The sequence below is a fragment of the Klebsiella sp. HMSC25G12 genome (assembly GCF_001807705.1).
GTDB classification, from domain to species: Bacteria; Pseudomonadota; Gammaproteobacteria; order Enterobacterales; family Enterobacteriaceae; genus Klebsiella; species Klebsiella variicola.
The window spans coordinates 1-13,285 of sequence record NZ_KV789876.1 but is presented as its reverse complement, the minus strand read 5'-3'; the positions used below and the strand labels follow the sequence as shown (position 1 = coordinate 13,285).

The 13,285-nt window shown below is 58.1% G+C and carries 13 protein-coding genes and 1 tRNA gene; 4 read left to right on the top strand and 10 right to left on the bottom strand.

What is annotated here, in order from left to right:
• Positions 1 to 12 precede the first annotated feature (12 nt).
• The gene (locus HMPREF3096_RS10685; protein WP_029602171.1) at positions 13 to 942 is read right to left on the bottom strand and encodes a LysR family transcriptional regulator; all 930 of its coding nucleotides are present in this window, start codon (positions 940 to 942) and stop codon (positions 13 to 15) included.
• Positions 943 to 1,071: 129 nt separating this feature from the next.
• Here HMPREF3096_RS10685 and HMPREF3096_RS10680 point away from each other — a divergent pair, with 129 nt between their 5' ends.
• A complete protein-coding gene (locus HMPREF3096_RS10680) occupies positions 1,072 to 2,460 on the top strand; it encodes an MFS transporter (protein WP_032731231.1) in 1,389 nt (462 codons plus the stop codon).
• Between the two features lie 167 nt (positions 2,461 to 2,627).
• On the opposite strand, the gene HMPREF3096_RS10675 is transcribed toward HMPREF3096_RS10680, so the two are convergent.
• Both HMPREF3096_RS10675 and actS read right to left on the bottom strand, forming a co-directional pair.
• Positions 2,628 to 2,701: transfer RNA gene (locus HMPREF3096_RS10675), tRNA-Gly, on the bottom strand.
• Positions 2,702 to 2,781: 80 nt separating this feature from the next.
• Entirely contained in the window at positions 2,782 to 3,495 is a 714-nt protein-coding gene (actS, locus tag HMPREF3096_RS10670) for an amidase activator ActS (protein ID WP_016161813.1), read from the bottom strand.
• Positions 3,496 to 3,808: 313 nt separating this feature from the next.
• Here actS and idi point away from each other — a divergent pair, with 313 nt between their 5' ends.
• On the top strand, positions 3,809 to 4,363 hold the full coding sequence (idi, locus tag HMPREF3096_RS10665) for an isopentenyl-diphosphate Delta-isomerase (protein WP_012540596.1): 555 nt from the start codon (positions 3,809 to 3,811) through the stop codon (positions 4,361 to 4,363).
• 230 nt (positions 4,364 to 4,593) lie between these two features.
• On the opposite strand, the gene lysS is transcribed toward idi, so the two are convergent.
• The 5 genes from lysS to xerD all read right to left on the bottom strand — a co-directional run bounded on the left by lysS (position 4,594) and on the right by xerD (position 10,676).
• A complete protein-coding gene (gene lysS / locus HMPREF3096_RS10660) occupies positions 4,594 to 6,111 on the bottom strand; it encodes a lysine--tRNA ligase (RefSeq protein WP_008806422.1) in 1,518 nt (505 codons plus the stop codon).
• 9 nt (positions 6,112 to 6,120) lie between these two features.
• Positions 6,121 to 7,219 (bottom strand): peptide chain release factor 2 gene (gene prfB, locus HMPREF3096_RS10655; protein WP_012540595.1). Its coding sequence is split into 2 segments (ribosomal slippage): positions 6,121 to 7,143 and positions 7,145 to 7,219, totalling 1,098 coding nucleotides; the frame shifts between segments, so codons are not numbered across the junction.
• Between the two features lie 85 nt (positions 7,220 to 7,304).
• A complete protein-coding gene (gene recJ / locus HMPREF3096_RS10650) occupies positions 7,305 to 9,038 on the bottom strand; it encodes a single-stranded-DNA-specific exonuclease RecJ (protein WP_008806424.1) in 1,734 nt (577 codons plus the stop codon).
• Positions 9,039 to 9,043: 5 nt separating this feature from the next.
• Positions 9,044 to 9,757, bottom strand: a complete 714-nt coding sequence (dsbC, locus tag HMPREF3096_RS10645; RefSeq protein ID WP_032731232.1) for a bifunctional protein-disulfide isomerase/oxidoreductase DsbC — start codon at positions 9,755 to 9,757, stop codon at positions 9,044 to 9,046.
• A gap of 22 nt (positions 9,758 to 9,779) precedes the next feature.
• Positions 9,780 to 10,676, bottom strand: a complete 897-nt coding sequence (xerD, locus tag HMPREF3096_RS10640; RefSeq protein ID WP_008806426.1) for a site-specific tyrosine recombinase XerD — start codon at positions 10,674 to 10,676, stop codon at positions 9,780 to 9,782.
• A 100-nt stretch (positions 10,677 to 10,776) separates the two neighbouring features.
• Between xerD and fldB the strand changes: the two genes are divergently transcribed.
• Positions 10,777 to 11,298: a flavodoxin FldB gene (fldB, locus tag HMPREF3096_RS10635; protein ID WP_008806427.1), complete on the top strand. Its 522-nt coding sequence runs from the start codon at positions 10,777 to 10,779 to the stop codon at positions 11,296 to 11,298.
• A gap of 6 nt (positions 11,299 to 11,304) precedes the next feature.
• On the opposite strand, the gene HMPREF3096_RS10630 is transcribed toward fldB, so the two are convergent.
• Positions 11,305 to 11,715, bottom strand: a complete 411-nt coding sequence (locus HMPREF3096_RS10630) for a protein YgfX (protein ID WP_002916310.1) — start codon at positions 11,713 to 11,715, stop codon at positions 11,305 to 11,307.
• Entirely contained in the window at positions 11,696 to 11,962 is a 267-nt protein-coding gene (gene sdhE / locus HMPREF3096_RS10625) for an FAD assembly factor SdhE (RefSeq protein WP_002916312.1), read from the bottom strand. Before sdhE ends, HMPREF3096_RS10630 begins: the two co-directional genes overlap by 20 nt.
• Before the next feature lie 245 nt (positions 11,963 to 12,207).
• Between sdhE and ygfZ the strand changes: the two genes are divergently transcribed.
• On the top strand, positions 12,208 to 13,191 hold the full coding sequence (gene ygfZ, locus HMPREF3096_RS10620; RefSeq protein ID WP_032731234.1) for a tRNA-modifying protein YgfZ: 984 nt from the start codon (positions 12,208 to 12,210) through the stop codon (positions 13,189 to 13,191).
• Positions 13,192 to 13,285: the final 94 nt, after the last annotated feature.

The following is a 13,285-nucleotide window of genomic DNA, read 5'->3' as shown; positions in this document are numbered from 1 at the left end:
TTATAGCAATCGCTATACAGGCTCCTTAGTCATGACTGACCGCCCCACACCGCATATCGCAAGAATTTGCTCTCTCAGCCAGCGGTGACCGGGGTCGCGTTCCATTCTGGGGTGCCACATCTGCGATACCGTAATACGACGGCTTTTGAACGGCAGCTCGAAAACATGTACCTGGTCCGTTACCTGCTGATTGAGTAAATAGAGTGCGGGTATCATGGCGATAAGATCCGATTCCAGCGCCACGGACAGGGCTGTCGGAAATCCCGGTACGACGCTCGCAATTTTACGTTTTGTCCCCAGTTCGGCCAGCGCATCGTCAACGGATCCGTGCAACGCGCCATCGGGTGACGCTACCACATGGCCCCAGGCGACATAATCATCCACGCCTATTTCTGCCTGCTTAGCCAGCGGGTGCCCTTTACGCACGACGCCAACAAACCGATCCTCAAACAGTCGTTGCAGCCGTATTTCTGGCCCCATATTACTCTGAACGCCAATCTCCAGATCAACCAGCCCTTCCCGAAGATAGCGCGACGTTTTTTCCGGCTTAGGTGCGAAGCGTATACAGACGTCCGGCGCGGCGTCGGCAACCGCTGCTATGAGCGCAGGCCCAAACGCCACCACAAAGCCATCGTTTGCCCTGATGGTAAAAAGACGCGCCAGACTTCTCGCGCAGAACGTTTCCGTTGAGGGCTGCAATACCGCCCTGGCCTCGTGCACTGCACGCCTGGCGCGATCCCGGGTCGCTTCGGCCCACGGGGTCAGTACCATGTTACGCCCGGCGCGCACCAGGATCGGGTCTCCTGTGACATCGCGTAACCTGCTTAATGTCCGGCTCATGGCCGAGGTGCTGAGGTTCAGACGACGTGCCGCACCTGCGACACTCGCTTCACTCAGCAATATGTCGAGTGCTACCAGCAAATTAAAATCGGGATCAGACATTATCCTTCCTCCCAGTACATTAAGATAAGGCGTTTGATGCAACAATAAAGTGAAAGTAGTGCGCCTTCCGCCCAGTAAAAGCCATCTTTATAGTTTTGTCATCCATACACTCTTCTCAGAGGACAAATGATGACGCTCTTTTCCAGCCAACCCGGCGACGAAGGACTGCCTGGCCCGGCGCGTGCACGGGTGATGGCCGCAATAATGACCACCACCTTAATGGGCGTGTTTGATGGCACCATGATCAACATTGCCCTGCCCTCAATGGCTCAGGAGATGCAGGTACCTGCCAGTATTGCCGTCTGGTTCGCCAACGGGTATCTGCTGGCGGCTGCGATGACGCTGGCGATATTCGCGGCGCTTGCGGCCCGTCTGGGTTATCGCCCCGTATTTCTGGCGGGCCTGACGACCTTTACCCTGACATCACTGGGTTGCGCGCTGGCGAATAAGCCCGAAGTGCTTATCGGTATGCGCGTGCTTCAGGGGATCGGCGGCGCGGCGACGCTGAGTATTGCCCCCGCAATACTCAGGTCCGTATTTCCCGGACGATTACTTGGCCGCATTCTGGGGTTCCATGCCCTGCTCATTGCCTCCAGCTCCGCTATCGGCCCGGTATTGGGCGGTACGATCCTTCACACCCTGAGCTGGCAATGGCTGTTTGCGATAAACGTTCTTCCCGGCACCCTCGCCTTACTGCTGGCGGTCAGAGCGCTGCCGCGGGATGCGATCCCTATGCAGGCGCCCTTCGACACCGTGGGCGCCATATTGTCGGCGCTGCTGTTGGGTTCGACGATCATGGCGGCGAACAGCCTACAGAACGCTACTTCTCAATTCGGCAGCCTTTGCTGGATGGCTCTCGCTGCGCTGAGCGGCATGGCTTTTATCTGGCAAATCCGCCGCACGGATCATCCCTTACTGCCGCCGACCATGTTTAAAAATGAACGTTTTACCCTCGCGGCCTTCACGTCGATGATTGCTTTTGTTAGCCAGGGGATCACCTTTATTACGCTGCCCTTCCTGTTTCAGAGCGAATACGGCTACAGTCCGGTAGTGTCTGCCCTGCTGTTTACGCCGTGGCCGTTAGGGATCGTGCTGATTGCGCCGCATGCAGGCCGTTGGGCGGACACGATATCAGCCCCGGCGATATCCACCCTGGGGCTGGTGATTTTTGTCGTCGGTTTGATCCTGCTGGCGACGTTACCCGCCGGCCCTTCAATGTGGGATATCTGCCTGCGAAGTCTGGTGTGCGGAATAGGGTTTGGCTGCTTTCAGAGTCCCAATAACCGGGAAATGCTCTCAAACGTTATTCGTGAGCACGCGAGTTATGCGTCCGGTGTTTTATCCATTATGCGCACTTTCGGGCAGTGCCTGGGAGCCGCCGCCGTAGCCGTTCTGCTGGCAGCAGATGAAAGGTCAATTCATGTTGCGCTGTGGAGCGCTGCCGCGGCCTCTACGGTATCGGTCGTCGTCAGCGCGAGCCGGTTGCGTAAAATTACTCATCCTGCGGAAACAGGATAAATGCGAAAATATCACTAAACGCTACGACGCCAGCGCCAGCAGCGCAAAACGCCGATCCCGCAACCAAAATGGAGTGCTCCGTCGGAGTTCAATAGACTGACAGAAAGCTATAACCGCTGATTTATCTAGGGAAAAGTGAGTTGGGTAGACTTCAGGAGATTTGAATTTGGAGCGGGCGAAGGGAATCGAACCCTCGTATAGAGCTTGGGAAGCTCTCGTTCTACCATTGAACTACGCCCGCGAAGAGGTGCGAGAAGCATTATAGCCCTTACGCACCCTGTGACAAGCCTGCCAGATGCTGACTGGCGATAAAATAACCTTTTAGCACTTAGGTTTACTGCCCTGCGGCGGCAGATAGCGCAGCGGATCGATGGCCGTGGCCCGATAGCGGATCTGGAAATGCAGGCGCACAGAGTCGGCATCCGTACTGCCCATGGTGGCAATTTGCTGGCCGGCCTTCACGCTCTGGCCATTATTCACCATCAGCTTATCGTTGTGGGCGTAGGCGGTGATGTAATCCTCGCTGTGCTTAATCATGATCAGGTTGCCATAGCCGCGCAGCTGGTTGCCGACGTACACCACCTTGCCCGCCCCGGCGGCATACACCGGCTGCCCGCGGGTCCCGGCAATATCAATGCCCTTATTGCCGCCATCGGCGGTGGAATAAGGCAGGACCACTTTGCCACTGGTCGGCCAGCGCCAGCAGCGCTGTCCTACCGGCGGCCAGGAGGATTGAGGTACCGCAGATGAAGGGGTGACCGCCGCAGTGCGCGTAGAGGAAGATTTTTTCTTCGTCGTCTTTGACGCGCCGCTGCCGTTAAGCTTCAGCTTCTGCCCCACCTCAATGGTGTAAGGCGGCGAAATGTTATTCAGACGAGCCAGATCGCGAACGCTGGTGCCGGTGGTGCGCGAGATGCCGTACAGGGTATCGCCACGTTTGACGGTGTAGGTGGCACCGGAGTCGGAGGTGCTGGAGCAACCGGCCAGCACCAGGCTTGTCGCCAGCATCAGTGTCATATAAAAGCGTTTCATCATCAGGCATCCTGCACTTAACACAACCACTTACCTCGCAATCAGGGCGAATATCATACCAGCCCGCGGCGCAGGGCGTCATCCCTGAAGGCTAACAGATGACCCTCTGGCATCACGTTCGGCCAGCGACGGAAAGATTCACGTTCATACCGCACGTCGTGGAGGGCACGCCCCGCAGTCCCAGGCTGCCGCTCGCAGACCAGCCTCCAGGGCTTGTTTTGGTAATGCCTTTCTCCCATTTATGGGCTACCCTAGTGGCCTGAGTACATGACCCGGCGGGTTTGTGCCGGGTCATTTTTTATTTTCAGGAGTCGTCATGGCCGGGGAACACGTCATTTTACTGGATGAGCAGGATCAACCTGCCGGTATGCTGGAGAAGTATGCCGCCCACACGCTTGATACCCCTTTACATCTCGCGTTTTCCTGCTGGTTGTTTAATCAGCAGGGTCAGTTTCTGGTCACCCGTCGTTCGCTGGGCAAAAAAGCCTGGCCCGGGGTGTGGACTAACTCGGTCTGCGGACACCCCCAGCAGGGCGAGACCTTCGAGCAGGCCGTCACGCGCCGCTGCCGCTTCGAGCTCGGCGTGGAGATCGCCGATATCGCGCCGATTCACCCGGCCTTCCGCTACCGGGCGGTCGCCCCCAACGGCATTGTTGAGAACGAAGTGTGCCCGGTGTATGCCGCACGCGTGGTCAGCCAAGTGCAGCCTAACGACGATGAAGTCATGGATTATCAGTGGGTTGACCTGGAAACGATGTTAAGCGCGCTGGCCGCCACGCCGTGGGCGTTTAGCCCGTGGATGGTACTGGAAGCGGAAAACCAGGACGCCCGCCAGGCGCTGATCGATTTCGTTGCGCGTCTGCGCGGGTAAGCTGACTATTCTCCAGGCCAGGCGCAGCTCTGTGCCTGTCATTAATGCCTGGCGGCGCTACGCTTGCACAGGCCTACGGTTCTGCGCCATTGCGTAGCCCGGATAAGGCATTTACGCCGCTATCCGGGATTCCCCGGCTTGCGCTGCGCCGGGCTACGTCAGGCTTCGGCCCTCATATCAGACATAAAAAAACCCGGCAAGCCGGGTTTTTTGTATTTCGCGAAGGGCGATTATTTCTGCGGACGCATCGCCGGGAACAGGATCACGTCGCGGATGGTGTGGCTGTTAGTGAACAGCATGACCATACGGTCGATACCGATACCCAGACCAGCGGTCGGCGGCAGGCCGTGTTCCAGCGCGGTGACGTAGTCTTCGTCGTAGAACATCGCTTCGTCGTCGCCGGCGGCTTTCGCATCAACCTGATCCTGGAATCGCTGCGCCTGATCTTCAGCGTCGTTCAGCTCGCTAAAGCCGTTACCGATTTCACGGCCGCCGATAAAGAACTCGAAACGGTCGGTGATTTCCGGATTCACGTCGTTACGGCGCGCCAGCGGAGAAACTTCCGCCGGGTATTCGGTGATGAAGGTCGGCTGAATCAGATGCGCTTCCGCCACTTCTTCGAAGATCTCGGTCACGATACGGCCCAGACCCCAGCTCTTCTCAACTTTAATGCCGATGGACTCAGCGATCGCTTTCGCGGAATCGAAGTTATCCAGATCCGCCATCTCGGTTTCCGGACGGTATTTCTTGATAGCTTCACGCATGGTCAGTTTTTCAAACGGCTTGCCGAAGTCGAACACCTGGTCGCCGTAAGGCACTTCAGTGTTGCCGAGGATGTCCTGCGCCAGGGTGCGGAACAGGGATTCGGTCAGCTCGATCAGATCTTTGTAATCCGCGTATGCCATATAGAGTTCCATCATGGTGAACTCTGGGTTATGACGAACGGAGATCCCTTCGTTACGGAAGTTACGGTTGATCTCGAAGACGCGTTCGAAGCCGCCAACCACCAGACGCTTGAGGTACAGTTCCGGCGCGATACGCAGGTACATGTCCAGATCCAGCGCATTGTGATGGGTGATGAACGGACGCGCGGAAGCACCGCCCGGGATCACCTGCATCATCGGGGTTTCCACTTCCATAAAGCCGCGGCCAACCATGAACTGACGAATACCCGCCAGGATCTGCGAACGCACTTTGAAAGTGTTGCGAGATTCATCGTTGGAGATCAGATCGAGGTAACGCTGACGATAGCGCGCTTCCTGATCCTGCAGGCCGTGGAATTTGTCCGGCAGCGGACGCAGGGCTTTGGTCAGCAGACGCAGCTCGGTGCAGTGGATGGACAGCTCGCCGGTTTTAGTCTTGAACAGCTTACCGCGGGCGGCGATGATGTCGCCAAGATCCCATTTTTTGAACTGGTCGTTATAAACGCCTTCCGCCAGGTCATCACGCGCGACGTATAGCTGAATGCGGCCGCCCACGTCCTGCAGGGTAACGAAAGACGCTTTACCCATAATACGACGGGTCATCATGCGGCCAGCAACGGCCACTTCAACGTTCAGCGCTTCCAGCTCTTCGTTTTCTTTCGCATCGAAGTCAGCGTGCAGTTGGTCAGAGGTATGGTCACGACGGAAATCGTTCGGGAAAGCGACGCCCTGCTCACGCAGCGCGGCCAGCTTCTCACGGCGGGTTTTCAGTTCATTATTAAGGTCAATTGCCGCGTCAGCGCCCTGTGCTTGTTGTTCAGACATGTTGGTTCCTCATAACCCTGCTTTCAAACTTGCTTCGATAAATTGGTCCAGGCTGCCGTCGAGCACCGCCTGAGTGTTGCGGGTTTCCACCCCGGTACGCAGATCTTTAATACGCGAGTCGTCCAGCACGTAAGAGCGGATCTGGCTGCCCCAGCCGATGTCGGACTTGTTGTCTTCCATCGCCTGCTTCTCGGCATTTTTCTTCTGCATCTCCAGCTCATAAAGCTTCGCTTTCATCTGCTTCATGGCCTGGTCTTTGTTCTTGTGCTGCGAACGGTCGTTCTGGCACTGCGTCACCAACCCGGTCGGGATGTGGGTAATACGCACCGCGGATTCCGTACGGTTAACGTGCTGTCCACCGGCGCCGGATGCGCGATAAACGTCGATACGCAGATCGGCCGGGTTAATTTCGATATCGATATCGTCATCCACTTCCGGATAAACGAACGCCGAGCTAAAGGAGGTATGACGACGGCCACCGGAATCGAACGGGCTCTTACGCACCAGGCGGTGAACGCCGGTTTCCGTACGCAGCCAGCCGTAGGCGTAATCGCCAATGATTTTGATGGTCACGGATTTAATGCCCGCAACTTCACCTTCGGATTCTTCGATGATTTCGGTCTTAAAGCCGCGGGCTTCCGCCCAGCGCAGGTACATGCGCATCAGCATGCTGGCCCAGTCCTGGGCTTCGGTGCCGCCGGAACCGGCCTGAATATCGAGGTAGCAGTCGGCGCTGTCGTATTCGCCGGAGAACATGCGGCGGAACTCAAGCTGCGCCAGCTTCTCTTCCAGCCCATCCAGCTCAGCAACCGCTTCGTTGAAGGTCTCTTCGTCTTCGGCTTCAACCGCCAGCTCCAGCAGACCAGCCACGTCTTCCAGCCCCTGGGACATCTGATCCAGGGTATCCACAATGGCTTCCAGGGAAGAACGCTCTTTACCCAGCGCCTGGGCGCGTTCAGGTTCGTTCCAGACGTCCGGCTGTTCCAGCTCGGCGTTTACTTCTTCGAGACGCTCTTTCTTGGCATCGTAGTCAAAGATACCCCCTAAGAACGTCGGAGCGCTCCGTGAGGTCCTGAATGCGGTTTTTTACCGGATTTATTTCAAACATGGTCGGTTTCTTTTAATGGATTTGTCAAAATGCGGTGATAAGAGCGGAATTCTACCGGATTCGCGCCCTTATTCATACACTGTTGTCAATTTGGCCAGAGGTGATCGATGATCAGCTGCAGGCTACGGTTGCCGCGGAACTCGTTGATGTCGAGCTTGTAGGCTAACTGCACTTCGCGCACGCCGTTGTCCGGCCAAATGGAAGTATCAACGTTGAAAGCAATACCGTCCAGCAGCGGGCCGCCGCCAACCGGTTCGACCATCACTTTCAGGTGACGCTCGCCCACCAGCCGCTGCTGCAGCAGGCGAAAACGGCCATCAAACAACGGTTCCGGGAACATCTGCCCCCATGGTCCGGCATCGCGCAGCATCTGCGCCACTTCCATGCTCATCTCCGTCGCCGCCAGCGGGCCGTCGGAGACCACCTCGCCCTGCAATAATGCGGGATCCAGCCACTCAGTCACCAGTTCGCCGAAGCGCTGTTGAAACTCCTCAAAGCGCGCCTCTTCCAGCGATAAACCCGCCGCCATAGCATGGCCGCCGAACTTCAGGATCAGTCCCGGATAGAGCGTATCCAGGCGCTCCAGCGCATCGCGCATGTGCAGCCCCTGAATAGAGCGGCCGGAACCTTTCAGCGTGCCGTCGCCGGTCGGCGCAAAAGCGATAACCGGGCGATGGAAGCGCTCCTTAATGCGTGATGCCAGAATGCCGACCACCCCCTGATGCCACTGCGGATGGTACATCGCCAGCCCGCCAGGCAGGGTGTCGCTGCTGCGTTCCAGTTGCTGACACAGGGTCAACGCTTCGGCCTGCATCCCCTGTTCAATCTCTTTACGCGTCTGGTTGAGCGCATCAAGCTCATTGGCTAACACGCGCGCTTCGCCGATGTTATCGCACAGCAGCAGCGCCACGCCGACGGACATATCATCCAGCCGCCCCGCCGCATTGAGGCGCGGCCCAAGGGCGAAACCGAGGTCGCTGGCCGCCAGTTTTTGCGGGTCACGGTTGGCAATTTCCAGCAGCGCTTTAATGCCTGGCCGACATTTGCCGGCGCGAATGCGGCTTAACCCCTGCCAGGTCAGGATGCGGTTGTTGGCATCCAGCGGCACGACGTCCGCGACGGTGCCCAGCGCCACCAGATCCAGCAGCTCAGCCAGGTTCGGCGCGGCTATGCCGCGGGCGTCGAACCAGCCTTTATCGCGCAGGAAAGTACGCAGCGCCAGCATCAGATAAAACGCCACCCCCACCCCGGCCAGTGATTTCGACGGGAAGTCACAATCGCGCAGGTTAGGGTTAACGATGGCCTCGGCCGCCGGTAGCGTCTCGCCCGGCAGGTGGTGATCGGTCACCAGCACCGGAATGCCCAACGCATGGGCGTGATCGACACCGGCATGTGACGAAATGCCGTTATCAACGGTCATGATCATCTGCGCGCCGCGGGCGTGCGCCTGATCGACCACTTCCGGGCTTAAACCGTAGCCGTCTTCAAAACGGTTGGGCACAAGATAGGAGACGTTACCGTAGCCCAGCGCGCGTAGCGCCAGCACGCTAAGGGCGGTACTGGTGGCGCCGTCGGCATCAAAATCGCCGACCACCACAATATGTAACCCTTTCTCGAAAGCCTCATGCAGCATTTCAACCGCTTTTTCAACGCCAGTGAGCTGCGTCCACGGCAGCATGCCTTTGACGCTGCGCTCCAGCTCCTGCGCGCTGCGCACGCCGCGGCTGGCATACAGCCGCTGCAGCAGCGGCGGCAGGTCGGCAGGGAGATCGACGCCGTCAACCGCCTCACGGCGGCGTAGTTGTATCTGTTGTTTCACGCGAATCAGTTACCGCTTGTCTGTTTTTTATGCTCGTCGAGGAACGCTTTCAGCTCTTTCGGCCCCTGATAGCCCGGCAACACCATACCGTTGCTGAGAACCATCGCCGGGGTGCCGTTGACGCCCATCTGCACGCCGAGGGTGTAATGTTTGGCGATATCCACATTGCAGCTTGCCGGCTGCACGCCTTTGCCGTTCATGGCGTCATCCAGCGCTTTGTTGCGATCTTTCGCACACCAGATAGCCTTCATGTCCTGCTCGGCCTGGCTCTGCAGCCCCTGGCGCGGGAAGGCCAGATAGCGCACAGTGATGCCCAGCGCGTTGTAGTCGTTCATCTGCTCGTGCAGTTTATGGCAGTAGCCGCAGGTGATATCGGTAAAGACGGTAATGACGTGCTGCTCCTTCGGCGCTTTATAGACAATCATCTCGTTGCTCAGTGCGTTCAGCTTACCGACCAGCAACTGGTTGGTGACGTTGACCGGCTGCGCGCCGCTCACATCGTACATCGGCCCCTGGATGATGTGTTTGCCATCGTCGGTAACGTACAGGACGCCGCTGTCGGTCAGCACCGTGCTCATCCCGGAAACCGGCGACGGTTGAATATCAGTACTCTGCACACCCAGCTTCGCCAGCGACTGTTTGATCGCCGCGCTATCGGCATGCGCCGCGCCGGAAAGCGAGGCTGCCAGCAGAGTGAACATCAATAAACCTTTTTTCATACTCAGTCCTTTTGTTCAGCACTCACGCCCGCGGGTGGTGCTGTTGATGAAGTTGTCGCAGACGCTCGGTCGCCACGTGGGTGTAGATCTGCGTGGTGGAGAGATCGCTGTGTCCTAACAGCATCTGCACCACGCGCAGGTCGGCGCCGTGATTGAGCAAATGCGTGGCGAAGGCATGGCGTAATACGTGCGGGGAGAGTTTCGCGCTGTCGATCCCCGCCAGGACGGCATAGTGTTTAATGCGGTGCCAGAAGGTCTGACGCGTCATCTGCTGTGCGCGCTGGCTGGGAAATAAGACATCCGACGCCACGCCATTCAGTAGCCACGGGCGACCATATTCGAGGTAATTTTCTACCCACATTACCGCCTCTTCGCCCAGCGGCACCAGCCGTTCTTTGTTGCCTTTACCAATGACCCGCAACACGCCCTGACGCAGGCTGATATCGCTCATCGTCAGGCCAACCAGTTCCGAGACGCGCAGGCCGGTGGCATACAGCACTTCCAGCATCGCCTTATCGCGTAACTCCAGCGGCTGCTCCACCAGCGGCGCCTGCAGCAGACGTTCAACCTGCGCCTCGCTGAGATCCTTCGGCAACCGCTGCGGTAGCTTCGGCGAAGCCAGCAGCGCGCTGGGATCGTCCGGGCGAATTTTTTCCCGGTACAGATGCTGGAAGAACCGGCGCACGGCGCTGAGCAGACGTGCGGTGCTCGTTGCTTTGTAGCCGCCGGTTTGCCGCTCAGCCAGCAGCGCCTGCAGATCGTCGCTGCCGACGCTGGCCAGCGACAGGCCGCGATGGTGCAGCCACTCGACTAACATCGTCAGATCGCGACGGTAAGCGCTGAGCGTATTCTCCGCCAGATTCCGCTCCAGCCAAAGGGCATCGAGAAACTGTTCGATTTGTGCCAGATCCTGTTTCACATCGGCCTCTTTGTTCGTTATAGGGTCTCATTATGCCTTAAGAGGCCGCCTTTCTGGTACACTGGGCGCAATTCACGGCAAGAATTGAGACGTTTACGCGATGAATATAGGTCTTTTTTACGGCTCCAGTACCTGCTATACCGAAATGGCTGCGGAGAAAATCCGCGATATCATCGGCCCTGAGCTGGTGACGCTGCACAATCTGAAAGACGATTCCCCCGCGCTGATGAGCCAGTACGACGTACTGATCCTCGGCATCCCGACCTGGGATTTCGGCGAAATTCAGGAAGACTGGGAGGCGGTCTGGGAGCAACTGGATACCCTGGACCTGGAAGGCAAAATCGTCGCACTGTACGGCATGGGCGATCAGCTGGGCTATGGCGAATGGTTCCTTGACGCACTGGGCATGCTGCACGACAAGCTGGCGACCAAAGGCGTGAAGTTTGTCGGCTACTGGCCAACCGAAGGCTATGAGTTCACCAGTCCAAAACCGGTTATCGCCGATGGCCAACTGTTCGTTGGCCTGGCGCTGGATGAAACCAATCAGTACGACCTGAGCGACGAGCGCATCCAGAGCTGGTGCGAGCAGATCCTCGGCGAAATGGCCGAACACTTCTCCTGACGCCGCTTACTCCTGCGCCGGTTTTTGCAGCACCAGCCGGCGCAGATCGCGCCATTCTCCGGCATCCATGCTATCCGCCGCCAGCCACAGATGCTGCCCGCGCCGGGTATCGACATGGCGTAAACGCAGCAGCATACCGCTATTGATGACCCACGGCGTCCCGAGGATCTCCCATTCGGCGTTTTGCCAGCGAAGACGGGAATCGGTGAGCAGTTTTATCTCTCCGCGACGGGCATGGATCCGCCGCTGGCTGCGCACGCAGTCAAACACTACCAGCGACAACAGCAGCAGCCAGATCGGGGTGTAGCTTAGCGGCCAGGGAACCAACAGCACCAGCGCCGCCACAACGCCGTGGAGCAGCAGGGAAAACCACTGCGCGCGCCAGGAGATACGGAGATCAGATTGCCACAGGACCACGTTCCCGATTCCGTGTCTGAATTAAGGTTACCATCCGCTGCAGCTCCGCATCGGCCGGTTTGCCGTGATTCATCAGCCAGTTGAACAGATCCGGATCGTCATTTTCCAGCAGGCGAATGAACAGCTGTTTGTCAGCGTCGCTGAGGGTATCGTACTCATACTCAAAGAACGGCATGATGGAGATGTCGAGTTCGCGCATCCCGCGGCGGCATGCCCAGTGGATACGTGCTTTATTGTTAATGTCCATGTTGACCTTCCAGCAGCAAAATATAGGTTAGTTTAACCCGTTTTCTGCCGTAACTTTACAGGAATATCGCTGAATGCGAGCATCCTTCCATAAAAACCATAAAATAATGATGGGCTTATTGATTCCCTGCGTCAGGCGGCTGTCTCACGCCAGCGCACAAATGGCCTGTTGAAAGCACTTGCAATGCACTATAGCTCTTTTACCATTGGTCACACACACTGCGTTAAGCGATTCAGGATATGACTATGGCTTTTACACCTTTTCCTCCGCGTCAGCCTTCCTCTTCCGCTCGTCTGCCGTTAACGCTGATGACCCTGGATGACTGGGCGCTGGCGACGATTAGCGGGCCGGATAGCGAAAAATATCTGCAGGGGCAGATTACCGCCGATGTGAGCAATCTCACCGATGCTCAGCATCTGCTTGCCGCCCACTGTGACGCCAAAGGCAAGATGTGGAGCAATCTGCGCGTATTCCGCCGCGACGGCGGCTTCGCATGGATCGAGCGCCGCAGCCTGCGCGACGTACAGCTGACCGAACTGAAAAAATATGCCGTCTTCTCTAAAGTCACCATCGCCGCCAACGACGATCTGGTTCTGTTGGGGGTGGCCGGCTTCCAGGCGCGCGCCGCGCTGGCGCCGTTGTTCGCCGCCCTGCCCGACGCGGCCACCCCGGTGGTCAGCGAAGACGCCACCAGCCTGCTGTGGTTTGAACATCCAGGTGAACGCTTCCTGCTGGTGACTGATGTCGACACCGCCAATCGCGTTACCGATGCGCTGCGCGGCGAAGCGCAGCTCAATAACAGCCAGCAGTGGCTGGCGCTGAATATTGAAGCCGGTCTGCCGGTTATCGACAGCGCCAACAGCGGGCAGTTCATTCCGCAGGCGACCAACCTGCAGGCGCTGGGCGGTATCAGCTTCAGGAAAGGCTGCTACACCGGTCAGGAGATGGTGGCGCGGGCGAAATTCCGCGGCGCCAATAAGCGCGCGCTGTGGACGCTGTCAGGGACCGCCAGCCGGGTGCCGGAAGCGGGGGAAGATCTGGAGCTGAAAATGGGCGACAACTGGCGCCGCACCGGGACGGTGCTTGCGGCGGTTCAGCTGGATGATGGCCAGTTGCTGGTGCAGGTGGTGATGAATAACGATATGGAGCCGGACAGCATCTTCCGCGTGCGCGACGATGCCGGAAGCCTGCGCATCGAACCGCTGCCCTATTCGCTGGAAGACGTGTAATAAAGCGTTATGACTCCCGGCTTGCGGCGCTCGCGCCTTAGCCGGGCTACTTGACTGCAAATACCGTAGCCACGGTAAGCGTAGCGCCACCGTG

Coding starts and splice junctions, on each gene's coding strand:
- HMPREF3096_RS10685 (WP_029602171.1), bottom strand. CDS start 942: ATGTCTGATCCCGATTTTAATTTGCTGGTAGCACTCGACATATTGCTG.
- HMPREF3096_RS10680 (WP_032731231.1), top strand. CDS start 1,072: ATGACGCTCTTTTCCAGCCAACCCGGCGACGAAGGACTGCCTGGCCCG.
- actS (WP_016161813.1), bottom strand. CDS start 3,495: ATGATGAAACGCTTTTATATGACACTGATGCTGGCGACAAGCCTGGTG.
- idi (WP_012540596.1), top strand. CDS start 3,809: ATGGCCGGGGAACACGTCATTTTACTGGATGAGCAGGATCAACCTGCC.
- lysS (WP_008806422.1), bottom strand. CDS start 6,111: ATGTCTGAACAACAAGCACAGGGCGCTGACGCGGCAATTGACCTTAAT.
- dsbC (WP_032731232.1), bottom strand. CDS start 9,757: ATGAAAAAAGGTTTATTGATGTTCACTCTGCTGGCAGCCTCGCTTTCC.
- fldB (WP_008806427.1), top strand. CDS start 10,777: ATGAATATAGGTCTTTTTTACGGCTCCAGTACCTGCTATACCGAAATG.
- sdhE (WP_002916312.1), bottom strand. CDS start 11,962: ATGGACATTAACAATAAAGCACGTATCCACTGGGCATGCCGCCGCGGG.
- ygfZ (WP_032731234.1), top strand. CDS start 12,208: ATGGCTTTTACACCTTTTCCTCCGCGTCAGCCTTCCTCTTCCGCTCGT.